21 protein-coding genes and 1 tRNA gene are annotated in these 21,685 nt (G+C 66.5%); 16 read left to right on the top strand and 6 right to left on the bottom strand.

The annotated features are described in order from the left end of the window. Positions 1 to 29: 29 nt before the first annotated feature. The gene (gene pnp, locus ABE472_RS08060) at positions 30 to 2,141 is read left to right on the top strand and encodes a polyribonucleotide nucleotidyltransferase (protein WP_121038382.1); all 2,112 of its coding nucleotides are present in this window, start codon (positions 30 to 32) and stop codon (positions 2,139 to 2,141) included. A gap of 210 nt (positions 2,142 to 2,351) precedes the next feature. On the opposite strand, the gene ABE472_RS08055 is transcribed toward pnp, so the two are convergent. Further along, complete coding sequence (locus ABE472_RS08055; RefSeq protein ID WP_346463845.1) at positions 2,352 to 2,735, bottom strand: VOC family protein; 384 nt, start codon at positions 2,733 to 2,735, stop codon at positions 2,352 to 2,354. A 354-nt stretch (positions 2,736 to 3,089) separates the two neighbouring features. Between ABE472_RS08055 and ABE472_RS08050 the strand changes: the two genes are divergently transcribed. Continuing rightward, entirely contained in the window at positions 3,090 to 4,274 is a 1,185-nt protein-coding gene (locus ABE472_RS08050; RefSeq protein ID WP_346463817.1) for a glycoside hydrolase family 18 protein, read from the top strand. A gap of 50 nt (positions 4,275 to 4,324) precedes the next feature. Further along, positions 4,325 to 5,923, top strand: a complete 1,599-nt coding sequence (locus ABE472_RS08045) for a winged helix-turn-helix domain-containing protein (RefSeq protein WP_346465993.1) — start codon at positions 4,325 to 4,327, stop codon at positions 5,921 to 5,923. On the opposite strand, the gene ABE472_RS08040 is transcribed toward ABE472_RS08045, so the two are convergent. The 4 genes from ABE472_RS08040 to ABE472_RS08025 all read right to left on the bottom strand — a co-directional run bounded on the left by ABE472_RS08040 (position 5,892) and on the right by ABE472_RS08025 (position 9,212). Then, the gene (locus tag ABE472_RS08040) at positions 5,892 to 6,968 is read right to left on the bottom strand and encodes a serine hydrolase (RefSeq protein ID WP_346463813.1); all 1,077 of its coding nucleotides are present in this window, start codon (positions 6,966 to 6,968) and stop codon (positions 5,892 to 5,894) included. The genes ABE472_RS08045 and ABE472_RS08040 overlap by 32 nt on opposite strands. A gap of 108 nt (positions 6,969 to 7,076) precedes the next feature. Then, on the bottom strand, positions 7,077 to 8,642 hold the full coding sequence (locus ABE472_RS08035) for a PepSY-associated TM helix domain-containing protein (RefSeq protein WP_346463811.1): 1,566 nt from the start codon (positions 8,640 to 8,642) through the stop codon (positions 7,077 to 7,079). 10 nt (positions 8,643 to 8,652) lie between these two features. Beyond that, a complete protein-coding gene (locus tag ABE472_RS08030; RefSeq protein WP_313218962.1) occupies positions 8,653 to 8,916 on the bottom strand; it encodes a hypothetical protein in 264 nt (87 codons plus the stop codon). After that, complete coding sequence (locus ABE472_RS08025) at positions 8,916 to 9,212, bottom strand: hypothetical protein (protein ID WP_346463810.1); 297 nt, start codon at positions 9,210 to 9,212, stop codon at positions 8,916 to 8,918. Before ABE472_RS08025 ends, ABE472_RS08030 begins: the two co-directional genes overlap by 1 nt. Before the next feature lie 407 nt (positions 9,213 to 9,619). On the opposite strand from ABE472_RS08025, the gene thrS reads away from it, so the two are divergent. The 9 genes from thrS (at position 9,620) to ABE472_RS07980 (ending at position 17,668) form a co-directional block, all read left to right on the top strand. Further along, complete coding sequence (gene thrS / locus ABE472_RS08020; protein WP_346465992.1) at positions 9,620 to 11,524, top strand: threonine--tRNA ligase; 1,905 nt, start codon at positions 9,620 to 9,622, stop codon at positions 11,522 to 11,524. 48 nt (positions 11,525 to 11,572) lie between these two features. Further along, a complete protein-coding gene (infC, locus tag ABE472_RS08015; protein WP_172838068.1) occupies positions 11,573 to 12,112 on the top strand; it encodes a translation initiation factor IF-3 in 540 nt (179 codons plus the stop codon). Between the two features lie 467 nt (positions 12,113 to 12,579). Further along, complete coding sequence (gene rpmI, locus ABE472_RS08010; RefSeq protein ID WP_017355265.1) at positions 12,580 to 12,777, top strand: 50S ribosomal protein L35; 198 nt, start codon at positions 12,580 to 12,582, stop codon at positions 12,775 to 12,777. A 10-nt stretch (positions 12,778 to 12,787) separates the two neighbouring features. Continuing rightward, positions 12,788 to 13,147 carry a 50S ribosomal protein L20 gene (gene rplT, locus ABE472_RS08005; protein ID WP_017355264.1) on the top strand — a complete coding sequence of 120 codons (360 nt, stop codon included), beginning with the start codon at positions 12,788 to 12,790 and terminating at the stop codon, positions 13,145 to 13,147. A gap of 195 nt (positions 13,148 to 13,342) precedes the next feature. Continuing rightward, a complete protein-coding gene (locus ABE472_RS08000) occupies positions 13,343 to 14,338 on the top strand; it encodes a phenylalanine--tRNA ligase subunit alpha (protein ID WP_313208977.1) in 996 nt (331 codons plus the stop codon). Between the two features lie 93 nt (positions 14,339 to 14,431). Beyond that, positions 14,432 to 16,861 carry a phenylalanine--tRNA ligase subunit beta gene (pheT, locus tag ABE472_RS07995; RefSeq protein WP_346463809.1) on the top strand — a complete coding sequence of 810 codons (2,430 nt, stop codon included), beginning with the start codon at positions 14,432 to 14,434 and terminating at the stop codon, positions 16,859 to 16,861. A 26-nt stretch (positions 16,862 to 16,887) separates the two neighbouring features. Next, on the top strand, positions 16,888 to 17,187 hold the full coding sequence (locus tag ABE472_RS07990; RefSeq protein WP_005410432.1) for an integration host factor subunit alpha: 300 nt from the start codon (positions 16,888 to 16,890) through the stop codon (positions 17,185 to 17,187). Further along, entirely contained in the window at positions 17,168 to 17,524 is a 357-nt protein-coding gene (locus ABE472_RS07985; RefSeq protein ID WP_019182707.1) for a MerR family transcriptional regulator, read from the top strand. The genes ABE472_RS07990 and ABE472_RS07985 overlap by 20 nt, the downstream gene beginning before the upstream one ends. Before the next feature lie 67 nt (positions 17,525 to 17,591). Then, positions 17,592 to 17,668: transfer RNA gene (locus ABE472_RS07980), tRNA-Pro, on the top strand. Between the two features lie 227 nt (positions 17,669 to 17,895). Here ABE472_RS07980 and ABE472_RS07975 read toward each other — a convergent pair. Next, positions 17,896 to 18,357 carry an Lrp/AsnC family transcriptional regulator gene (locus ABE472_RS07975; protein ID WP_313218955.1) on the bottom strand — a complete coding sequence of 154 codons (462 nt, stop codon included), beginning with the start codon at positions 18,355 to 18,357 and terminating at the stop codon, positions 17,896 to 17,898. Between the two features lie 119 nt (positions 18,358 to 18,476). Between ABE472_RS07975 and ABE472_RS07970 the strand changes: the two genes are divergently transcribed. The 4 genes from ABE472_RS07970 (at position 18,477) to ABE472_RS07955 (ending at position 21,673) form a co-directional block, all read left to right on the top strand. Next, complete coding sequence (locus ABE472_RS07970; RefSeq protein WP_346463807.1) at positions 18,477 to 19,094, top strand: LysE family translocator; 618 nt, start codon at positions 18,477 to 18,479, stop codon at positions 19,092 to 19,094. Positions 19,095 to 19,125: 31 nt separating this feature from the next. Next, positions 19,126 to 19,971 carry a 3-methyl-2-oxobutanoate hydroxymethyltransferase gene (panB, locus tag ABE472_RS07965; RefSeq protein ID WP_313218952.1) on the top strand — a complete coding sequence of 282 codons (846 nt, stop codon included), beginning with the start codon at positions 19,126 to 19,128 and terminating at the stop codon, positions 19,969 to 19,971. Between the two features lie 125 nt (positions 19,972 to 20,096). Continuing rightward, positions 20,097 to 20,621, top strand: a complete 525-nt coding sequence (locus ABE472_RS07960) for a sigma-70 family RNA polymerase sigma factor (protein WP_346463806.1) — start codon at positions 20,097 to 20,099, stop codon at positions 20,619 to 20,621. Then, positions 20,618 to 21,673, top strand: coding sequence for a FecR domain-containing protein (locus ABE472_RS07955; protein WP_346463804.1), 1,056 nt, complete (start codon positions 20,618 to 20,620; stop codon positions 21,671 to 21,673). The genes ABE472_RS07960 and ABE472_RS07955 overlap by 4 nt, the downstream gene beginning before the upstream one ends. Positions 21,674 to 21,685: the final 12 nt, after the last annotated feature.

Raw genomic sequence — 21,685 nt, 5'->3', positions numbered from 1 at the left:
TGAAGAAAGCATCATCCAAGGAAACCCCCGTGGCAAAAATCACCAAAACCTTCCAGTACGGCAAGCACACCGTCACGCTTGAAACCGGCGAAATCGCCCGTCAGGCCGGCGGTGCCGTCATCGTCAAGTTCGACGACACCGTGCTGCTGGTCTCCGCCGTTGCCGCCAAGAGCGCGCGTGAGGGCCAGGACTTCTTCCCCCTGACCTGCGACTATCAGGAGAAGTTCTACGCAGGTGGCCGTATCCCGGGCGGTTTCTTCAAGCGCGAAGGCCGCGCGACCGAAAAAGAGACGCTGATTTCGCGCCTGATCGATCGCCCGATCCGTCCGCTGTTCCCGGAAGACTACAAGAACGAAGTTCAGATCATCGCTACCGTGATGTCGCTGAACCCGGACATCGACGGCGACATCGCCGCGCTGATCGGCGCCTCGGCTGCGCTGTCGCTGGCCGGTACCCCGTTCAAGGGTCCGATCGCCGCCGCCAAGGTGGGTTACAAGAACGGTGAGTACATCCTCAACCCGACCGTGACCGAACTGAAGGATTCGGAGCTGGAACTGGTTGTCGCCGGTACCGCCAACGCCGTGCTGATGGTGGAATCCGAAGCCGCGCTGCTGTCCGAAGACGTGATGCTGGGCGCTGTGACCTTCGGTCACCGCGAAATGCAGAAGGTCATCAACGCGATCAACGAGCTGACCGTGGAAGCCGGCACCAAGCCGTCGACCTGGGAAGCCCCGGCCAAGAACGACGTGCTGATCAGCGCCCTGCAGGAAGCCATCGGCCCGCGTCTGGGCGAAGCCTTCCAGGTGCGCGACAAGCTGCAGCGCCGTGACGCCATCTCGGCGATCAAGAAGGACGTGGTCGAGTCGCTGGCTGGCCGTGTGGCCGCCGAAGGCTGGAACCCGGCCGAGCTGTCGAAGGAATTCGGCGAGCTGGAATACAGCACCATGCGCAACTCGGTGCTCGACACCAAGGTCCGCATCGACGGCCGTGCGCTGGACACCGTCCGCCCGATCTCGGTGAAGACCGGCATCCTGCCGCGTACCCACGGCTCCTCGCTGTTCACCCGCGGTGAAACGCAGGCCATCGTGACCATCACCCTGGGCACCGCCCGTGATGGCCAGGTCATCGATGCCGTCGCCGGTGAGTACAAGGAAAACTTCCTCTTCCATTACAACTTCCCCCCCTACTCGGTGGGTGAGACCGGCCGCATGATGGGCCCGAAGCGTCGCGAAATCGGCCACGGCCGTCTCGCCAAGCGCGGCGTGCTGGCAGTGATGCCGTCGCTGGAAGCCTTCCCGTACACCATCCGCGTGGTCTCGGAAATCACCGAATCCAACGGCTCCTCGTCGATGGCCTCGGTCTGCGGTTCCTCGCTGGCCCTGATGGACGCCGGCGTGCCGGTGAAGTCGCCGGTGGCCGGTATCGCCATGGGTCTGGTCAAGGAAGGCGAGCGCTTCGTCGTCCTGTCCGACATCCTGGGTGACGAAGATCACCTGGGCGACATGGACTTCAAGGTCGCCGGTACCGCTGAGGGCATCTCCGCCCTGCAGATGGACATCAAGATCGAAGGCATCACCGAAGAGATCATGAAGCAGGCACTGCAGCAGGCCAAGGCTGGCCGTCTGCACATCCTGGGTGAAATGGCCCACGGCCTGACCGCCCCGCGCGAAGAGCTGTCGGACTACGCGCCGCGCCTGCTGACCATCAAGATCCACCCGGACAAGATCCGCGAAGTGATCGGCAAGGGTGGTTCCACCATCCAGGCCATCACCAAGGAAACCGGCACCCAGATCGACATCCAGGATGACGGCACCATCGTCATCGCGTCGGTCAACGCCATCGCTGCGCAGGCTGCCAAGGCCCGCATCGAGCAGATCACCTCGGACGTCGAGCCGGGCCGCATCTACGAAGGCAAGGTCGCCAAGATCATGGACTTCGGTGCGTTCGTCACGATCCTGCCGGGCAAGGACGGTCTGGTCCACGTGTCGCAGATCTCCAGCGATCGCGTCGAGAAGGTCGGCGATGTGCTGAAGGAAGGCGATGTGGTCAAGGTCAAGGTGCTGGAAGTCGACAAGCAGGGCCGTATCCGCCTGTCGATGAAGGCCGTCGAAGAAGGCGAGGGCGCCCCCGCCGCCGAGTAATCGGCCAACGCCGATCTCGCGGTAGGTGAGGAACGTTGGTCCTCACGCTTCCCGGTCGGTAGGTGAGGACCGTTGGTCCTCACGCTTCCGCAGACAAGAAAAAGCGGGCTTCGGCCCGCTTTTTTTGTGCCCGCATGTCCAACCAACGGCGCCGGTTCGCGGTGGAGTGCCATGCCATGCCACGCATGGCTGCCGTTGGGTGGGGGCGCATTACGCCAGATAGCGAGATACCTCGATCAGATTCCGGTCCGGATCGCGGAAATACACCGACAGGATCGGTCCGGTGGCACCCGTCCGCTGGACCGGTCCTTCTTCGACGGTCACGCCCTGCGCCTGCAGGTGCGCCAGGATCTCGTCCATCGTCGCGTAGGTGATCAGGCACAGGTCCGCCGAGCCGGGCGTGGGGCGCTCGGCCTTTGGCTCGAACTCGCGCCCGTGTGCATGCAGGTTGATCTTCTGCAGCCCGAAGCGCAGCGCCTTGCGCCCCTCGCCGAAGGTATCCACCTCCATGCCCAGCACGCGGTGGTAGAACTCACAGGTCGCGGCGACATCCGCCACGGTCAGGACCAGGTGGTCCAATCGGTCGATATGCAGGTCGGTCATCGGTGTCACGCAGCAGGCAGTCACTATCGCTGAACTGTAAAACCGATGACGCAAGGCGGGGGTGAACACCTGTCGCCGTCAGGCATGCAGGCATGCAGGCATACGTGCGGGCGGGCGGGCGGCAGAGCGGGACAGACCGCGCGGTCGTCCGCTGTGGGCGGCGACTTCGAGTGACGCGTCCGTGGCGTGTACCGGGTGTTGCCGTACGGCCTGTGGACAGCCGCCAGGCCTGCGTGGGTCAGCCGTCAGTGTCCGCTGGACGGATTCGCAGGACATCACCGCGCAAGGCGCCCACGCACCACAGCACGCTGCTAACGTGGCTTCGCCTTCGCCCCGGGAGATCCCATGTTCCGTCCAACCGTCGCTGTCCTGGCCGTTCTGATCGCCAGCGTGATGCCGCAGGCCGCCTCTGCCATGGAGTCGTTGCCCAAGGTGATCGGCGCGTACTACCCGGGGGGTTCGGCGGACCGCTACCCGGTGGAGACCATTCCGGCCGATACGCTCACCCATCTGTTCTATGCGTTCGCCACCATCGACCAAGGTCAATGCGCGGTCGCGCCGCAGGCCGATGCGCATTTCAGGGCACTGGCCGCGCTCAAGCGTGCGCATCCGACGCTGCACACCCTGATCTCGATCGGCGGCTGGAACGCGGGCGGGTTCTCCGATGCGGCGCTGACCGCGGAAAGCCGCGAACGCTTCGTGGCCTCCTGCGTGGCGATGTTCTTCGAGCGCCATCGCGGCAGCTTCGATGGCGTGGACATCGACTGGGAGTTCCCGGTATATGGCGGCCCGACCCAGATCGCCGACCGCCCGGAGGATCGCCGCAACATGACCCTGCTGGTGCGCGAGTTCCGCCGCCAGCTCGATTCGCTGGACAAGAAAGACGGCCAGCACCGGCTGGTCACCGCCGCGCTGCCTGCCGGCCGCGTGCAGACCGATGGCCCGTATGATCCGGCCCGCAGCTACGAACTCAAGGAGCTCGGCCGCGCGCTCGATTTCATCAACTTGATGAGCTACGACATGGGCACCGGCTTCTCGGCGGTGTCCACCTTCAACGCGCCGCTGCATGAGGTGCCGGAAGATCCGCTGGGGCCGGAATTGAAACGCTGGAACAGCGTGGCCGGGGCGGTGTCCTACTACGAGCAGCACGGTGTGCCGAAAGACAAGCTGGTGCTCGGCGTGCCGTTCTACGGCCGTGGCTTCCAGCTGGAGGGCGATGCCAACCAGGGCCTCTACCAGCACTACAGCGCGCCGCATCCGGCCGGCGACTGGCGGCAGATCCAGGCCAGCATGCTCGGCCAGCCCGGCTGGGAGCGGCACTGGCACCCGGTCGCGCAGACGCCGTGGTTGTACAACGCCACCGGGAAGGTCTTCGTCAGCTATGAGGATCCCACCTCGATCGGTCTGCGCGCCACCTTCGCCAAGGACAGCGGTCTGCGCGGCGTCTTCATGTGGGAGCTGACCGGTGACGACGCGCAGGGCAGCCTGCTCAAGGCCATGGTGGCGCCGTTCCGGGAACCTGCGAAGTAAGCGCGCCGAAGGCCGCCGCCACGCACGCGGCGTGCCCTATGCTTGCCGCCATGGAGACCGTCCGCCTGCTGGATCTGCACATCGACCGCCCTGCCCAGCAGGTGCGGCGAGGGGATCAGGTATTGCCGGTCGGCGGGTTGAGTTGGCGGCTGCTGGACTGCCTGCTGGCCCACGGCAACGCCGTCGTCGATTTCGACACGCTCGCCGATCAGGTCTGGGCACCGGCGGTGGTCGGCGAGGATGCGATCAGCCAGCGGGTGAAGCTGCTCCGGCAGGCGCTGGGCGATGACGGCCGTCGGCCGCGCTACATCCGCTCGGTTCGTGGCCGTGGCTACCAGTTGTGCGCCTCGCCGCAGCCGGTGATGCGTGATGCCGTTGCCAGCGCCGGCACGGAGGGCGCTCCCGTCGCACCTGGCGCGCGCGCACCCGCACGGTGGGTCTGGCTGGCTGGGGTAACGGTCGTCGCTGCTGCCGTCGTGTTCGCCTTGGTACGTCCCGCCAGCGCACCGGCGTCGCCAGCGGAGGCGGTGCTGCAGCGCGCCGCCTATTACGCGGGCATCGGCCAGGCCAGCAACAACGAACGGGCGATCGCGTTGTACCGCCAGGCGCTGCAGATCGACCCTGAATCGCTAAGCGCACGGCGTGGACTCGCCCGAGCGCTGGCGGCCGATGCCTGCTTGTTCAACGGCGCGCGCGAGCGTGCGCAGGAGGCGCTGGTGTTGAGCAGCCAGCTGGTGCTCAAGGCGCCGGAAGATGCCGCCGGCTGGGCCGCACGCGGCTATGCCCACGACTGCCTCGGCGCGATGTCGCACGCCATGGCGGACTACCGGCAGGCACTGCGGCGCGACCCGGGTGACGAGCGCACGCGCGCATCGCTGGCCTATCTGCAGCAGGAAAAAGGCGACCTCGCGCAGGCCTTGCAGGACAACCTGTCACTGCGCGCGCCCGAGCGGGTTCGCTTCCGCGACGTACAGGTCGCACGCGAACTGGAGCTGTTGGGGTTCACCGATGCGGCCGCTCGCCGGCACGCGCACAACTTCCAGCTCTATCCGGACAATGTGTTCGCCAACATCGCCTGGCCGCACAGCCTGTTGGCAATGGGGGAGTCGGCAAAAGCACAGCAGGCGCTGGATCAGGCACTGGCTCGCGGGACGCCACATCCGCAGTTGCTGCGCCTGCAGGGCGAGATGCTGCTGTTGCGCGGGAATCGGAAGGGCGCCGCCGAAGCCTTCGAGCAGAGCCGGGCATTGCGCCCGCAGCAGTCGATGGGGCAGACCCTGGCCGGCCTCTATGGCGATCCGGCGCCTGCCCCGACCTGGATCGCCGAGCGCCTGCAGATGCTGGAAGGGCAAGGCGATGATGGCTGGTCCGACACCGCACTGGAGCGTGCGATGGTGCTGCAGGCCCAGGGCGATGAGGCCGCTGCGCTGGTGGCCCTGCATCACGCGGTGAACGCCGGCTTCCGCGACGCGGCGTGGTTGCGCGCCACCCCTTTGTTTGCGCCGCTGCACGGTGCGGCCGGCTGGCAGGAACTGCTCGACACCATCGAGAAAGACGTATCTGCCCAGCGCGCCCGGGTGTTGGCCGCTCCATGGCGGCCAACAGACCTCGACGGCCTCAGCGCAGCGCGGGCAGCAGGAACTCGGTAAGGATGCGGCGCGACTGCGGGTGGGCGTAGCTGCGGTTGTAGGCCTGGCTGGTGATCACCGCGACCAGGTTCTTGCCGGGTATCACGAACACGTAGTTGCCGCCGTTGCCGGACATCGTCCACACGGTGCTGTCGTGCCCGTCGACCGGAAGCTTCAGCCCCCACCATTGATAGCCGTAGTCGCTGCCATCACCGGCGGTGGCCTGCGCGCTGAGCATCGCCCGCACATAGCGGGTCGGGATCAATTGTTTGCCTTGCCAGCGTCCCTCGGCCAGCACCAGTTCGCCCAACCGTGCCAGGTCCCGGCTGCGGTAACGCGTCCCACCGCCGCCCATGCCGATGCCTTCCGGTGAGCGGTTCCACGTGCTCGTGGTGATGCCCAGCGGGCGCTCCAGCACCTGCGCGGCGTAGTCGGCCAAGGGCCGCTTCGTGGCCTGTTCCAGTACTGCGCCGAGCACGAAGGAATTGGCCGTGCAGTAGGCATGCGCGCGGCCGTGCGGGCTGTCTTCCGGTCGCGTCATCCACGGTGCGAAACCCTTGACCGGCAGCGACAGCGCGAAGTCCAGCCAGTGCTCGGTCACGTACATGCGCTCTTCATTGCCGGCCGAGAACGCATTCTCGTCATCGCACTCCCACAGCGTGCTCATGGTGAGCAGGTCTTCCACCGTCATCGCGCGCAGCCGGGGATCGACGGGATGGCCAGCGGTGAACGCGGGGAAGTAGTCGTACACACGGGCCTGTACGCCGGGCAGGGACCCGTCGCCGATGGCCGCGCCGACCAGCATCGCGGTCACGCTCTTGCTGGCCGAGCGCACGTCATTGAGGGTGTCCGCCGAGCCGCCGTTGAAGTAGCCCTCGTACGCCACCTGGCCGTCCACCAGCAGCAGCACGCTGGTGACCTGTTTGATGTCCTGGCTGGCGATCGCCGACTCCAGTGCGGTGATCCGGGCGCTGTCCAGCACCGCGGGTGCGGCGGAAGCAACCAGTGGCAGGGCGGCCGCCAGGGCGAAGACCAGGGCGGCAAGTCGGTGTCGGTAGGGGTGCATGGGCAAGGCTCCTCGAGATGAGGGCCGACTACGCCATGACGCGGTCTGAAGTGCTGGAAAGGCGTCTGAAGAATTCTGAAAGCCCGCCGCAGCAGGCCCCCAGGGTCATCAGCGCGGTGCACTCCAGACGCTGTTCGGATCGCCATGCCTCGCCCGGCGCAGGCTCGCACGCGCCAGGGTGGCAAAACCAAAGGCCAGTGCCAGCGCCACCGCGTCCACCCAGAACAGCGGCCAGTAGCCCCGTGCCGCGCTCGCCCATGGCCAGTAGCCGGTCAGGCCGCCGTGCACCACCGCCACCAGTGCGGTGCTGATGGCGGCCGCCCAGAGCAGCTCACGGGCTGCCTGGTCGGGGCGACGCAGTGCCGCCCACAGCGCACACGCGGCCCAGGTGGCGAAACAGATCCAGCGGATGCCGTGATCCACGGCCTGCGGCGCGACCTGCTCCAGGATCTGGGCGCCCACGAAGCTCGCCGAGACTGCCACGCACAGCCCGATGCAGACCCCCACCGTGGCCCGGGCCATATTGATCTGCGCGCGCCCCTGTTCCACCTGGCGCCGCTTGCGACGCGATTCGATCCACAGCAGGTTGCCGGAGTAGAACAGGAAGGCGCCGCCCAGGCCGAGCAGGAAGTACAACCACACCACCACGCCATTGCCGAATTCACCGAAATGCAGCGCGTAGGCGGCACTCAGGGTGGCGTGGTTGGCATCGCGCTGGCCAGGCAGCTGGCTGCTCAGCAGGCGGCCGCTGGCCGCATCCAGGCCGACCGCGCCGAGCGGCCCCAGGGTGCCGCCGGATTCGCCGGTGATCTCGATCGTGGCGTTGGCATCGCCGGCATGGGCGAGCTTGAGGAAGGCCGGCTCGAAATCGGCCACGCCCTGCGCCCGGGCCACCTCGATGGCGCGGGCATGCAGCATGCGCAGGTTGGTTTCATCGCCTGGCTGGCCGCTGGGCTCGCGTACCGGCGCGGTGTCCATCGCTGCCGGCACCGCCTGCAGCAGCTTGCCGTCGAAGATCAGCGGATTCAGCGCCGCCATCTGCAGGAAGATCAGGCAGAGCAGCGCGCCGGTGACCGCGAACATCAGGTGGAAGGGCAGGCTGAGCACGCCGATCACGTTGTGCGCGTCCTGCCACATCTGCTTGAGATTGCGGCCCGGGCGCAGTGCGAACAGATCGCCCAGCAGTCTGGGCAGGTGGATGACCAGGCCGCTGAGCAGGGCCACGCCATACAGCAGGCTGACGATGCCCATCAGGTAGGTGCCCGCGACCGGCAGGCCCAGGCTGTAATGCAGCTCGTTGACCAGCTCGGCCAGTCCGGTCTGTGGCGGGGTCACGCTGCCGTCGTAATGGTCCAGCCAGGCGTACAGCCAGGTGCCCTTGGCATCCTGCCAATACGCGATCGGCTGTGGATGATCCGCCCCCGGGAAGGTCATGCCCACATGGGCGCGTGCGGCCGGATGGCGCTCGAGCACCCCCTCGAGCAGGCGCTGCGCGTCGTCCAGGCTCGCGGCCGGGGTATCCACCGCATGCGGCGTCTGCCACAGCGGCAGATCGTGGTGGAACAGGGTCAGCGCACCGGCGTAGAACGCCACGAACAGGGCGAAACCGGCGACCAGGCCGACCCACGTATGCAGCGTGGTGAAGGTGCGCAGGGTCTGGGAACTGAACTTCATCGTATCGCTCTCATTGCACCGCGCCGGTCAGGCGCAGCAGCCACAACAGGCCGAATCCGGCCAGGGCGGTCGCGCTCATCACGGCCCACGCCCGCAGCCCGGTGCGGAAGCTGAAGGCCCAGATCGCCGCCAGCATCCACAGCGGAATGAAGGCGATCAGGCTGGGCACCAGCGCGCTCTGCCACGGCCCCGGCGGCAGCCAGGCGACCAGGCCGGTGGCCGCGGCCGCGACGAAGAATCCCGCCAGGAGGCCGGCGCCCGCGCGGACCCACATCAGCGCATCACCTGTGCCGGACGATGCCACGCGGCCAGCAGCGGCAGCGCGATCGCCACCAGCATCCAGCTGCACAGCATCACCACCACGCCGGTGGCGATGCCCATGTTGGCGATCCACAGCCACAGCGCCGCCACCGCAGCCACCAGACTGATCTGCCGGCCAAGGCGGCCGGCACGGCGCAGGCGCGGCCAGCGGCAGTGCGGTGAGGCGGCATACAGCGCCAGCGCCGAGAACGCCGAGCCGGCCAGCGCCAGGCTGCAGAAGCCAAGCGAGGTCAGGGCGACGGTAATCATCGGGCGGCTGCCGGCATGGGCGACAGAGCGCGGCAGGCCGGGAAGGAAGCGGGGCAGGGCATGGGGGAATCCAATCGGCAATCCTGTCCTGGGCAGGACAGTAATCCGCGCATGGTAATCATTGCGGTTTGTGGGCGCCACACGGGCGCATTCAGGCGGTCCCGTTGCCTGGCCGCCGCCGGAGCGGCGCATTCATCGGCGGATTGGTTTAAGATCAGGGCATCTCTATCGAGGCAACAAGGTGGCCCGCGCCCTGCGCCGGTCTAGCGTGTGACATGAGCACTACCACCGCCCACCGCTGAACGCCCCCGACGGCCCCTGACGCAGGCGCCTTCGTGGCGCTTTTTTTATTGCCTCGCCCCCGGATTCTCCAGGCCCCCTGCGGGCCACCAGACCAAAGCACTCTCATGATCGCGATCACGCTCCCCGACGGCAGCCGCCGTGAATTCGAACATCCCGTCAGTGTCATGGACGTCGCCCAGTCGATCGGCGCCGGCCTGGCCAAGGCCACCATCGCCGGTTCGGTGGATGGCGTGCTGGTCGATGCCAGTGACGTCATCGACCACGATGCCAGCCTGCGCATCATCACCGCCAAGGACGATGAGGGCGTCGAGATCATCCGCCACTCCGCCGCCCATCTGGTCGGTCATGCGGTCAAGCAGCTGTACCCGGACGTCAAGATGGTGATCGGCCCGGTCATCGCCGAAGGCTTCTACTACGACATCTACTCCGAGCGTCCGTTCACGCCCGAGGACATGGCCGCCATCGAAAAGCGCATGGGCGAGCTGATCGCGCAGGACTACGACGTCATCAAGAAGGTCACCCCACGTGCGGAGGTCATCGAGATCTTCAAGGCGCGTGGCGAAGACTACAAGCTGCGCCTGATCGACGACATGTCGCCGGAGATCCAGGCGATGGGCATGTACTACCACCAGGAATACGTGGACATGTGCCGCGGCCCGCACGTGCCCAACACGCGCTTCCTGAAGGCCTTCAAGCTGACCCGCATTTCCGGCGCCTATTGGCGCGGCGACGCGCAGAACGAGCAGCTGCAGCGCGTCTACGGCACCGCCTGGGCCGACAAGAAGCAGCTCGATGCGTACATCAAGCGCATCGAAGAGGCGGAGATGCGCGACCACCGTCGCATCGGCAAGCAGCAGGACCTGTTCCACCTGCAGGAAGAGGCCCCGGGCCTGGTGTTCTGGCACCCCAAGGGCTGGGCGCTGTGGCAGGTGGTCGAGCAGTACATGCGCAAGGTGTACCGCAATACCGGCTACGGCGAAGTGCGCTGCCCGCAGATCCTGGACGTGTCGCTGTGGCAGAAGTCCGGCCATTGGGACAACTACCAGGACGCGATGTTCTTCACCGAGTCGGAGAAGCGTACCTACGCGCTCAAGCCGATGAACTGCCCGGGCCACGTGCAGGTGTTCAACCAGGGGCTGCACAGCTACCGCGATCTGCCGATCCGCTACGGTGAGTTTGGTGCCTGCCACCGCAACGAGCCCTCCGGCGCGCTGCACGGCATCCTGCGCGTGCGTGGCTTTACCCAGGACGACGGCCACGTGTTCTGCACCGAAGACCAGGTCGAGGCGGAAGTGACCGCGTTCCACCAGCAGGCGCTGGCGGTGTACCAGCACTTCGGCTTCGAGGAGATCCAGGTCAAGATCGCGCTGCGCCCCGAATCGCGCCTGGGCGATGACAGCACGTGGGACAAGGCGGAGGGCGCATTGCGCTCGGCCCTGTCCAGCTGCGGGGTGGAGTGGCAGGAGCTGCCGGGCGAGGGCGCCTTCTACGGCCCGAAGATCGAGTACCACCTCAAGGATGCCATCGGCCGTACCTGGCAGCTGGGCACGATGCAGGTCGACTTCATGATGCCTGGCCGCCTTGGCGCCGAGTATGTGGACGAAAACAGCCAGAAGAAGCATCCGGTCATGCTGCACCGCGCGATCGTCGGTTCCATGGAGCGTTTCCTGGGCATCCTGATCGAGCACCATGCCGGCCAGTTCCCGGCCTGGCTGGCTCCGACCCAGGTGGTGGTGGCCAATATCACCGATGCGCAGGCTGAATACGTCAGCGAAGTACGGAAAACCCTTGCAGATCAAGGCTTCCGCGTGAACGCCGATTTGCGCAACGAGAAGATCGGATATAAGATTCGCGAGCATACGCTGCAGCGGGTCCCGTACCTGCTGGTGGTTGGCGACCGTGAGAAGGAAAATGGCGCCGTGGCCGTGCGTACGCGCTCTGGCGAAGATCTGGGCAGCATGTCCGTCCAGGCCTTCATCGAGCGGTTGCAGGCAGAACAGTCCGTGTAAGAAAGTCCCGGCCCTGCGGATGCTCCGCGATGGGCCGGTTTGATTCCTCTGGGAGATTGCAATATCAGTACCCCTGACAACAAACAGAACCGCAAGAATCAGGAAATCCGGGTGCCGCGCGTCCGCGTGATCGGCAGCGACGGAGAAATGATTGGTGTGTTGACGCGTGACGAAGCGCTGTCGATGGCCGAAGACGAAGGTCTGGACCTGGTCGAGATTCAGCCGCAGGCTGATCCGCCGGTGTGCAAGATCATGGACTTCGGCAAGTTCAAGTTCGAAGCGCAGAAGAAGGCCAACGAGGCCAAGAAGAAGACCAAGCAGGTCGAGATCAAGGAAGTGAAGTTCCGCCCGGTCACCGATGAAGGTGATTACCAGATCAAGCTGCGCAAGATGCGCGGTTTCCTGGAAGAGGGCGACAAGATCAAGGTCAACATCCGCTTCCGTGGCCGTGAAATGAGCCATCAGGAACTGGGTCGCGAGATGGCCAGCCGGATCGAAGGTGATCTGGGCGAGGACATCGTGATCGAGTCCCGTCCGCGCCTTGAAGGCCGGCAGATGGTGATGATGATCGCGCCCAAGAAGAAGTAACCGCCCACCGGGGGGAGAGCCGACCGTTGGTCGGCTGCACACCCCACCGTGGCGATGGGTAGAGCCGACCGTTGGTCGGCTGCACCGAGCGCTCGCTCGGCTTCCCCGCTTCGCGCACCACACGGCGGGCGCCCACCGGCGCCTTCTGCCGTTTCCCGCGTGCGCGGCCTGGCATGACGCCGGCCCTCGCGGCCGTTCCGTTCAGGTTCGTCCGCCCCGCGGTAAACATTCGCCCAATCAACAGTTTGCAACCTCCCGTGTTCACGGGCATAATGGGCGGCCCCGTTTTGCGGGGGTGCTGTTTTGAACGGTTTCCCGCCCCATAAAGGCACGCTGTTTCAACGGCAAACAGGACCGGCCTGGTTCCCATAGGGGATCCCGGGCTTACAAGCAGGCAAGGGCACGGACGGAAAGTGTGGCAATGCCACCGCCCTGGTCAGTGACAAAACATCATCAAGGACATAGCAATGCCCAAGATCAAGACCAACCGGGCGGCGGCCAAGCGCTTCCGCAAGACCGCGTCCGGCAAGTTCAAGGCTGGCCACGCCAACCGTAGCCACATCCTCACGAAGAAGTCGACCAAGCGGAAGCGCAATCTGCGTCAGACGAACCATGTTCGTGCAGAAGACGCAGGCCGTTTGAACCGTATGCTTCCCTACCTCTGAGGACTGACCCATGGCACGAGTAAAGCGTGGCGTACAGGCGCGTCGCCGCCACAAGAAAATTCTGACCCTGGCGAAGGGTTACTACAACGCTCGCCGCAAGGTCTTCCGCGTTGCCAAGCAGGCCGTGATCAAGGCACAGCAGTACGCCTACATCGGTCGTAAGCAGAAGAAGCGTAATTTCCGTTCGCTGTGGATCACCCGCATCAACGCGGCTGCCCGCATCAACGGCCTGAGCTACAGCCGTTTCATGAACGGCCTGCTCAAGTCCGGCATCACCCTGGACCGTAAGGTTCTGGCTGACATCGCCGTGCACGACGCAGCTGGTTTTGCTGCACTGGCCGAAAAGGCCAAGGGCGCACTGGCGGCATAAGTCCATTCCCCTGCCGTTGCCGTTCACGCGCAACGGCTGTGGGTAAGGCAAATGCATGGGGAAGGGCGCAAGTCCTTCCCCATTCTTTTTTGTGTTGGCGGTGGCCCTCCCGGTGCCATCGATCGACAGCGGTGGCGACGGGGGTCGGCCCGACGCGCATCGCGATGGCATACCGACGCGAGGCTCCGGCTATCCATGAGTGACATCCAATCCCTGACCACGCAGGCACTGGCCGACGTGGCCGCTGCCCAGAGCCCCGATGCGCTGGAAGCCCTGCGCGTGGCCCTGCTGGGCAAGAACGGCAGCATCACCGCCCAGCTCAAGCAGCTCGGTGGCCTGCCGGCCGAAGAGCGCAAAGCCGCCGGCGAAGCCATCAACCGTGCCCGTGACGCGCTGACCAGCGCGCTGGGTGATCGCAAGACCGTGCTGGAAGACGCTGCGCTGGACGCGCGCCTGGCCGCTGAAGCGATCGACATCACCTTGCCGGGCCGTCGCGAAGAGCGCGGTGGCCTGCATCCGGTGACCCGTACCCTGGAGCGCATCACCGAGATCTTCGGCCGGCTCGGTTACGAGCTCTCCGAAGGTCCGGAAATCGAAGATGACTGGCACAACTTCGAAGCGCTGAACTTCCCGCCGCACCACCCGGCGCGCGCGATGCACGACACCTTCTATTTCGGCGACGGCCGCCTGCTGCGCACGCATACCTCCGGTGTGCAGGTGCGCTACATGGGCGAGCACGCACCGCCGCTGCGCATGATCGCCGCTGGCAAGGTGTACCGCAGCGACAGCGACCAGACCCATTCGCCGATGTTCCACCAGGTGGAAGGTCTGCTGGTCGATGAGCACTCCACGTTTGCCGATCTCAAGGGCACGCTGTCCGAGTTCGTGCGCGCGTTCTTCGAGCGCGATTTCGAGATGCGTTTCCGTCCCAGCTACTTCCCCTTCGTGGAACCGGGCGCGGAAGTGGACATTGCCTGGCAGCAGCCCGATGGCAGCACCCGCTGGCTGGAAGTGCTCGGCTGCGGCATGGTCCACCCGAACGTGCTGCGCAGCGTTGGCATCGATCCGGAGCGCTACACCGGCTTCGCCTTCGGTCTGGGCGTGGAGCGCTTTGCGATGCTGCGTTACGGCGTCAACGACCTGCGCGCATTCTTCGAAAACGACGTGCGGTTCCTGAAGCAGTTCGCGTAAGCGCGTCAGCGTAGCGCCGGGCCATGCCCGGCTGGACAGGATTGAAGACCATCACGGCCCAGGCGCCTGCGCCGGGCCCACCAGGGTGACACCATGAAATTCTCTGAAAACTGGCTGCGCAGCCACGTCCCGACCACCGTTTCGCGCGATGAACTCAGCGCGGTGCTGACCGCGATCGGTCTGGAAGTGGAAGAGGTCGATGCGCTGGGCGATGGCCTGCAGCATGTGGTCGTGGCGAAGATCATTTCCGCCGAACGCCATCCCGAAGCCGACCGCCTGCAGATCTGCCAGGTCGATGCGGGGCAGGGCGAGCACCTGCAGATCGTCTGTGGCGCGCCGAACGCGCGCCCGGGTCTGGTCGCGCCGCTGGCGATGGTCGGCGCGCAGATCGGCGATCTGAAGATCAAGCCGGCCAAGCTGCGTGGCGTGGACTCCAACGGCATGCTGTGCTCGGCCAAGGAGCTGGGCCTGGACACCGATGCCTCGGGCCTGTTCGAACTGCCGGACGATGCGCCGGTCGGCCAGACCCTGATCGAGTACCTCTGCCTGCCCGACGCCAGCATCGAGATCAAGCTGACCCCCAACCGCGCCGATTGCTTCAGCATCCGCGGCATCGCCTTCGACGTGGCCGCCGCGTGCGCCAGTGAAGTGGTGCCGTTCGATGCTGCGCCGGTCGCCGCCGTGGGCTCGCGTGAGCTGACGATCCAGCTGGACGCCGGCGCCGAGGCCCCGCGTTACGTGGGCCGCGTGATCGAAGGCGTCAACGCCCGCGCCGCCACCCCGTTGTGGATGGCCGAGCGCCTGCGCCGCAGTGGCGTGCGCCCGGTCTCGCTGCTGGTGGACGTCACCCAGTACGTGATGCTGGAACTCGGCCAGCCGATGCATGCCTTCGATCTGGGCACCCTGCAGGGCCGCATCGGCGTGCGCCGTTCGCGTACGGGTGAAACCCTGAAACTGCTCGACGGCCGCGACGCCGCGCTGGACGACAGCTTCCTGCTCGTCACCGATGCCGACCGCCCGATCGCGCTGGCCGGCCTGATGGGCGGCTTCGATACGCGCGTCACCGACGACACCACGAACGTCTTCCTGGAGGCCGCGCACTTCGCGCCCGCCGCGATCATGGGCCGTGGCCGCAAGCTGGGCCTGCACACCGATGCCGGCCACCGCTTCGAGCGCGGCGTCGACCCGGTGCTGCCGCGCACGGCGATCGAGTACGCCACCCGCCTGATCCTGGATCTGGCCGGCGGCGCCCCGGCGCCGGTCACCGAGGCGCGCGCCGCGCAGGACAGCGCCAGTGCCGCGGGAGGCAGGATGCCGGGAGCGGCTGAGACTGACCTGCCCGCGACCGCCACCATCGGCCTGCGCCGCGCCCGTATCGCGCGCGTGCTGGGCATCCAGATCGCCGATGCCGATGTGGAGCGCATCCTGCGCGCGCTGGGCATGGAGGTGGCCGCGACCGCCGATGGTTGGCAGGTCACCGCGCCGAGCCGCCGCTTCGACATCGCCATCGAAGAAGACCTGATCGAAGAGCTGGCCCGCATCCACGGGTACGAGCAGATTCCAACCACGCTGCCGGGCGGTGCCTCGCGCGTGGCGATGCCGACCGAGACCCGTCTGGACGATCTGAGCGTCCGTCGCCAGCTGGTCGCTCGTGACCTGCAGGAAACCATCAACTACGCCTTCGTCGATGCCGCGCTGCTTGCACAGTGGCAGCTGGGCGAGGGTCTGGTCGCGCTGGCCAACCCGCTCTCCGCAGAACTGGCGGTGATGCGCCCGTCGCTGCTGCCGGGTCTGGTCGCCACCCTGGGCCGCAACGCCGCGCGCCAGTTGGGCCGCGTGCGCCTGTTCGAACTGGGCCGCGTATTCCATCAGCAGGCCGGCGAAGGCCAGCCCGCGCCGCTGGAAACCCAGCGCGTGGCCGCCGCGATCTGTGGCGATGCCGACACCCAGCAGTGGGGTCTGCCGACCCGCAAGGTCGATTTCCACGACCTCAAGGGCGACCTGGAATCGCTGGCCGCGGCCAGTGGCGCCGAGCTGGTGTTCACGCCGTCGCAGCGTCCGTATGGCCACCCCGCACGGTCGGCCGAGGTCTCCCGTGACGGCGTCAGCCTGGGCTGGATCGGCCAGATCCACCCGCGCCTGGCCAAGGCCATGGAGATCGACGTGGACGTGTTCGCCTTCGAGCTGGACCTGGCGCCGCTGGCTGCCCGCGCGCTGCCGCGCGCGACCGAGCTGTCGCGCTTCCCGTCGATGCGCCGCGATCTGGCGTTCCTGGTGCCCGAGGCCGCGGCCTGGGCCGACCTGGAAGCGACCCTGCGCCGCGCCGTCGGCCCGCTGCTGCGGGAGGTCACCCTGTTCGACCGGTACGTCGGCCAGGGGGTCGAGCCGGGGTTCAAGAGTCTCGCTATGGGCTTGATTTTGCAGGACAAGTCGCGCACTCTGACGGACCGCGACGTGGATGCGGTGGTGGCCGAGGCGGTCTCTGCCATGGAGCGTGAACATCACGCCCGGATCCGCGGTTGAGCGGGAAGCATGGGGGATAGCAGGCAATGGCATTGACCAAGGCGGAGATGGCCGAGAAGCTGTTCGACGAAGTCGGTCTGAACAAGCGCGAAGCCAAGGAATTTGTCGACGCGTTCTTCGATGTGCTGCGTGAAGCATTGGAACAGGGACGTCAGGTGAAGCTGTCCGGCTTCGGGAATTTCGACCTGCGGCGCAAGAACCAGCGCCCGGGTCGCAACCCCAAGACCGGTGAGGAAATTCCGATTTCCGCCCGTACGGTGGTCACCTTCCGTCCGGGCCAGAAGCTCAAGGAAAGGGTAGAGGCATATGCTGGATCCGGGCAGTAACCGAGAACTTCCGCCGATACCGGCCAAGCGCTACTTCACCATCGGTGAGGTCAGCGAACTGTGCGACGTCAAGCCGCACGTGCTGCGTTACTGGGAAACCGAGTTCCCCAGTCTCGAGCCGGCCAAGCGCCGCGGCAACCGCCGCTACTACCAGCGCCACGACGTGCTGATGGTCCGCCAGATCCGCGGCCTGCTCTATGAGCAGGGCTACACCATCGGCGGCGCGCGTCTGCGCCTGGAAGGTGCCGATGCGCGCGAGGAATCGGCGCTGAGCAACCAGATCATCAAGCAGACGCGGATGGAACTGGAAGAAGTGCTGCAATTGCTGCGCCGCTGAACCATTTTTCACGCAAACCCGTTATACTCGTCGGCCCGCTGAGAGGCGGGGACATTGCCAGCATCATCGGGGCGTAGCGCAGCCTGGTAGCGCATCTGCCTGGGGGGCAGAGGGTCGTCGGTTCAAATCCGGCCGTCCCGACCAATGTTGGTGATTCGATCAAAGGCTTGTGCATCGATGCGCAGGCCTTTTTTCTTTTTGGGCTGCTGTGGGTTGCCCGTCATACCACCGCTCGATCAACGTGGCGATCACCTTGGCGTTGTCCGGTTGTCCGGTTGCCGCCGGTGCGTAGTACGTCGGTCGCACATCTCTTCCGGCAGGTCACTCACCGTTGGATGCAGGCCGCGGTCGGAAGGTATGACGCCGTTGCGTCAATGCCCGTGCAACGGCAGCGGCCGGTCGATCACCACATCTTTCATCACCAGGGTCGATGTGAGCCGCTGCACACCCGGCAGGGCAGAGAGGTGTTCGTCGTAGAGCTGCCGGAACGCGGCCAGGTCGCGGGTGATGACGTGCAGCAGGTAGTCCGGATCGCCGAACAGGCGCTGCGCCTGCAGCACCTGGGGCACGTCGGCGACGGCGTGCTCGAAGGCATCCACCGCCTGTCGGTCGCCGTCGCGCAGGGTGACGAATACCAGCGCCGAGAACTTCAGGCCCAAGGCGGCCGGATCGAGCTCGGCGCGGTAACCGCGGATCGCACCGGATTGCTCCAGGGCGCGCACGCGGCGGTGGCAGGGCGAGACGCTCAGGCCGATGCGCTCGGCCAGGTCGGTCACGGTGAGGCGGCCGTCCTTCTGCAGCTCGGCAAGAATCCGCTGGTCAGTGGCATCCATGCGCAAGAGTTTCCTCCTGCAGGCCGGCGCAGGGCAAGTCTTTGGAAGCACATTCCAGCGTCGCGGGAATATTCTTCTGTCTGGCACGCAGATCGCGGCAAGACCGCCCATTGGACCCCATGCAACCCAGCGTCATCGTCGCCTTCTGGGCGGTCTCGATCCTCTTCGTGCTCACCCCCGGTGCGGATTGGGCGCATGCGATCGCCGCCGGCCTGCGCGGGCGGGCGGTGGTGCCGGCGGTGGCCGGATTGCTGTCTGGCCATCTGCTGGCGATCGGGCTGGTCGCCGCGGGCGTTGGCGCGATGTTCGCCCGTGCGCCGGTCGCGCTGCACGTGCTGACCGTGCTTGGCGCGCTGTATCTGCTGTGGCTGGGCATCGGCCTGCTGCGCCATCCGCCGGTGGCCGCAGCGGAAGATGCGGGAGCGATGACGGGATGGCGCCACTGGGCAGTCAAGGGCGCCTGCGTCAGCGGCCTCAATCCCAAGGTGCTGTTGTTGTTTCTGGCGCTGCTGCCCCAGTTCATTTCCGCCAGCGCGGCATGGGCGATGCCGGTGCAGATCATCGCACTGGGCATGGTGCACCTGGTCAGCTGCGGGGCGGTCTATCTGGCCGTCGGCTATGGCGCCGGTGCCGTGCTGCGCACCCGCCCACGTGCATCACGCATGGTCGGCCGCATCTCGGGCGCCGCCATGATCCTGATCGCCGTGCTGTTGCTGAGCGGAACCGGCACACTCTGACCCCACGTTATCCCCCACGAGGATCCTTGGCATGACCGAACAGCTCCATCCCTACGCGACGCCGGGCAGCGCCCCGGTCCCGGCACCGCGCGTGCGCATTCCGCATCTGCAGCAGATGAAGGAGCGCGGCGAGAAGTGGGCCATGCTCACCGCCTACGACATGTACACCGCGGCGATCTTCGAAGACGCCGGCATTCCGGTGCTGCTGATCGGCGATTCGGCCTCCAACAACGTGTTCGGCAACGACTCCCTGCTGCCGGTCACGGTTGATGAGCTGATGCCGCTGGTGCGCGCGGTGAGCCGCTGCACGCGGCGACCGCTGGTGATCGCCGATCTGCCGTTCGGTTCCTATCAGGCCTCGCCGGAGCAGTGCTTCCACACGGCGGTGCGCTTCATGAAGGAAGGTGGGGCCCATGCGGTCAAGCTGGAGGGCGGCATCGAGATGGTGCCGCAGGTCCGCAAGCTGGTCAGCTGCGGCATCCCGGTGATGGCGCACATCGGCTTCACCCCGCAATCGGAGCACCAGCTCGGTGGTTTCCGTGTGCAGGGGCGGGGCGAGGATGGCGCACGGCTGATCGAGGAAGCGCGCGCGCTGGAAGCCGCAGGTGCGTTCGCGGTGCTGATGGAGATGGTGCCCGGCGCGGTCGCCGCACAGATCACCGCCGCGCTGAAGATTCCGACGGTAGGCATCGGGGCCGGCAGCGATTGCGATGCACAGGTGCTGGTCTGGCAGGACATGGCCGGGCTGCGCACCGGCAAGCTGCCGCGCTTCGTAAAGCAGTACGCGGATATGCATGGCGTGTTGCAGAAGGCCGCGCGTGAGTTCGCGGAAGAGGTTGGGGCAGGCACGTTCCCCGGTCCGGAACACACGTTCTGATCGACGCACGTACCACCTGAGGCGCGTGTCCACGGTATCGCCGCGCGGCGGTACCGTGTCGCCTGCGTCATCGAATCGTCATGCAGGCCACGTACCTTCGCCGCACCTGGGGGCGAGGTGGGATCGTGGCCGAACACGCAAAACGGCGTTTGGCGCGCATGTTTCTGGAGCAGGGGCCGGTGCTGCGGGGATTCTTCACCCGCCGCGGCGCGCGCCAGGATGCCGAGGACATGGTGCAGGAGACCTATCTGCGCTTGCTGCGCGCACATGAGGATCAAGGCGAGGCAATCGCCAATCCCGAGGCCTACCTGTTTACCGTCGCGCAGAATCTCGCACGCGAGCAGGCCGCGCGGCGGCGCTGGTCGATGCTGCCCATCGACGATCTTGAACACCTCACCACGCTGCTGACCGGCGAAGAAACCGTCGAGGATGCCGCCGAACGCGCGCAGCGCCGCACGCATCTGCAGACGCTGCTGGGCACCTTGCCCGAGCACACCCGCGCGGTGCTGGTGATGCAGTACCGTGACGGCCTCAGTTACAAGGAAATCGCCGAGCGGCTGGGCGTGTCCTCGCACATGGTCAAGAAGCACGTGGTACGCGGACTCTCCGTGTGCCGCCGTGCATTGGCCGGCCACGCGGAGGCGTGGTGAGCGAGTTTCCCGCACCGCGTCCTTCCCTCGCCAGCGAGGCCGCGCACTGGCATGCGCTGCAGCGCCAGGGCGGGCTGACCGCCGAACAACAACGCCAGTTCATGACGTGGCTGGTGACCTCACCGGCGCACCTGCGCGAGTACATCACTGTCAGCCGCGTCGCCACCGAACTCGGCGATGCGCTGCGTGACATGGCAGTGGATCTGGATGCACTGATCGCCGCCGGGCCACCGCCCGCCGACGACAACGTGGTGGCCTTGCCGGTACGGCGACGCCCTCCACCGCCCGCGGCCTCCCGTGCGCCGCGCCGGCACCTGCCGGGCATCGCCGCGGCGGCCGCGTTGCTGCTGGGCGTTGCGTTCGCCGGGCACATGGCGTGGCCACAGACCCGCCACTATGTGGCGGCACACGGCGCACCGCAGCGATTTGCGCTGCCGGACCACACCGTCGTGCATCTGAACGCGGAAAGTGAACTGTCGATCCGCTTCACCTTGTTGAGCCGCCGCGTGGAGCTCTCGCGCGGGCAGGCGAGCTTTGTGGTGGCCGAGGAGCGCCGTCCCTTCGCGGTGCATGCGGCCGGGCTGGAGGTGCGCGATATCGGCACGACGTTCGACGTGTCGCTGCGGCGCGAGCAGGCGCGCATCGAGGTAGCCGAAGGCAGCGTACAGGTGCGCGGCGATTCCGGTCAGGGACGCCTGCTGGCCGACCTGCATGCCGGGCAGAGCGCCCACATCGACTACCGCGATCAGACCGTCAGCCTCCGCCAGCAGCACACCGACACGATGACCGCGTGGTGGCGACGACGCGTCGTGTTCCAGGACGAACCGCTGCGCGAGGTGGTCGAGCAGTTCAATCGACTCAACAACGTGCGTCTGCAGGTGGACGACGATGTCGCCGGGGCACTGCGACTGACCGGCAACCTGCGCGGCGACGATCTTGCATCGCTTCGTACCTTCCTCGATCAGCAGCGATCGCTGCGCACGCGCGTGGTCGGCAATCAGATCCACGTGAGCAGCCCATCGGCGGCGGAAATCAACACGAAACAGCCGTAATTGCGCTATCCG

The organism is Stenotrophomonas sp. TWI809, from assembly GCF_039673205.1.
Taxonomy (GTDB): Bacteria; Pseudomonadota; Gammaproteobacteria; order Xanthomonadales; family Xanthomonadaceae; genus Stenotrophomonas.
Note: the sequence above shows the minus strand (reverse complement) of the source record. Positions and strands in the feature narration are given on the sequence as shown.

Bases quoted from the DNA above. Each gene is read 5' to 3' on its own strand.
- panB (WP_313218952.1), top strand. From the start codon at position 19,126: ATGACCGAACAGCTCCATCCCTACGCGACGCCGGGCAGCGCCCCGGTC.
- rpmI (WP_017355265.1), top strand. From the start codon at position 12,580: ATGCCCAAGATCAAGACCAACCGGGCGGCGGCCAAGCGCTTCCGCAAG.
- ABE472_RS08000 (WP_313208977.1), top strand. From the start codon at position 13,343: ATGAGTGACATCCAATCCCTGACCACGCAGGCACTGGCCGACGTGGCC.
- ABE472_RS07970 (WP_346463807.1), top strand. From the start codon at position 18,477: ATGCAACCCAGCGTCATCGTCGCCTTCTGGGCGGTCTCGATCCTCTTC.
- ABE472_RS08040 (WP_346463813.1), bottom strand. From the start codon at position 6,968: ATGCACCCCTACCGACACCGACTTGCCGCCCTGGTCTTCGCCCTGGCG.
- ABE472_RS07975 (WP_313218955.1), bottom strand. From the start codon at position 18,357: ATGGATGCCACTGACCAGCGGATTCTTGCCGAGCTGCAGAAGGACGGC.
- ABE472_RS08045 (WP_346465993.1), top strand. From the start codon at position 4,325: ATGGAGACCGTCCGCCTGCTGGATCTGCACATCGACCGCCCTGCCCAG.
- thrS (WP_346465992.1), top strand. From the start codon at position 9,620: ATGATCGCGATCACGCTCCCCGACGGCAGCCGCCGTGAATTCGAACAT.
- rplT (WP_017355264.1), top strand. From the start codon at position 12,788: ATGGCACGAGTAAAGCGTGGCGTACAGGCGCGTCGCCGCCACAAGAAA.
- ABE472_RS08050 (WP_346463817.1), top strand. From the start codon at position 3,090: ATGTTCCGTCCAACCGTCGCTGTCCTGGCCGTTCTGATCGCCAGCGTG.
- pheT (WP_346463809.1), top strand. From the start codon at position 14,432: ATGAAATTCTCTGAAAACTGGCTGCGCAGCCACGTCCCGACCACCGTT.
- ABE472_RS08035 (WP_346463811.1), bottom strand. From the start codon at position 8,642: ATGAAGTTCAGTTCCCAGACCCTGCGCACCTTCACCACGCTGCATACG.
- ABE472_RS08025 (WP_346463810.1), bottom strand. From the start codon at position 9,212: ATGATTACCGTCGCCCTGACCTCGCTTGGCTTCTGCAGCCTGGCGCTG.
- ABE472_RS07985 (WP_019182707.1), top strand. From the start codon at position 17,168: ATGCTGGATCCGGGCAGTAACCGAGAACTTCCGCCGATACCGGCCAAG.
- ABE472_RS08030 (WP_313218962.1), bottom strand. From the start codon at position 8,916: ATGTGGGTCCGCGCGGGCGCCGGCCTCCTGGCGGGATTCTTCGTCGCG.
- ABE472_RS07990 (WP_005410432.1), top strand. From the start codon at position 16,888: ATGGCATTGACCAAGGCGGAGATGGCCGAGAAGCTGTTCGACGAAGTC.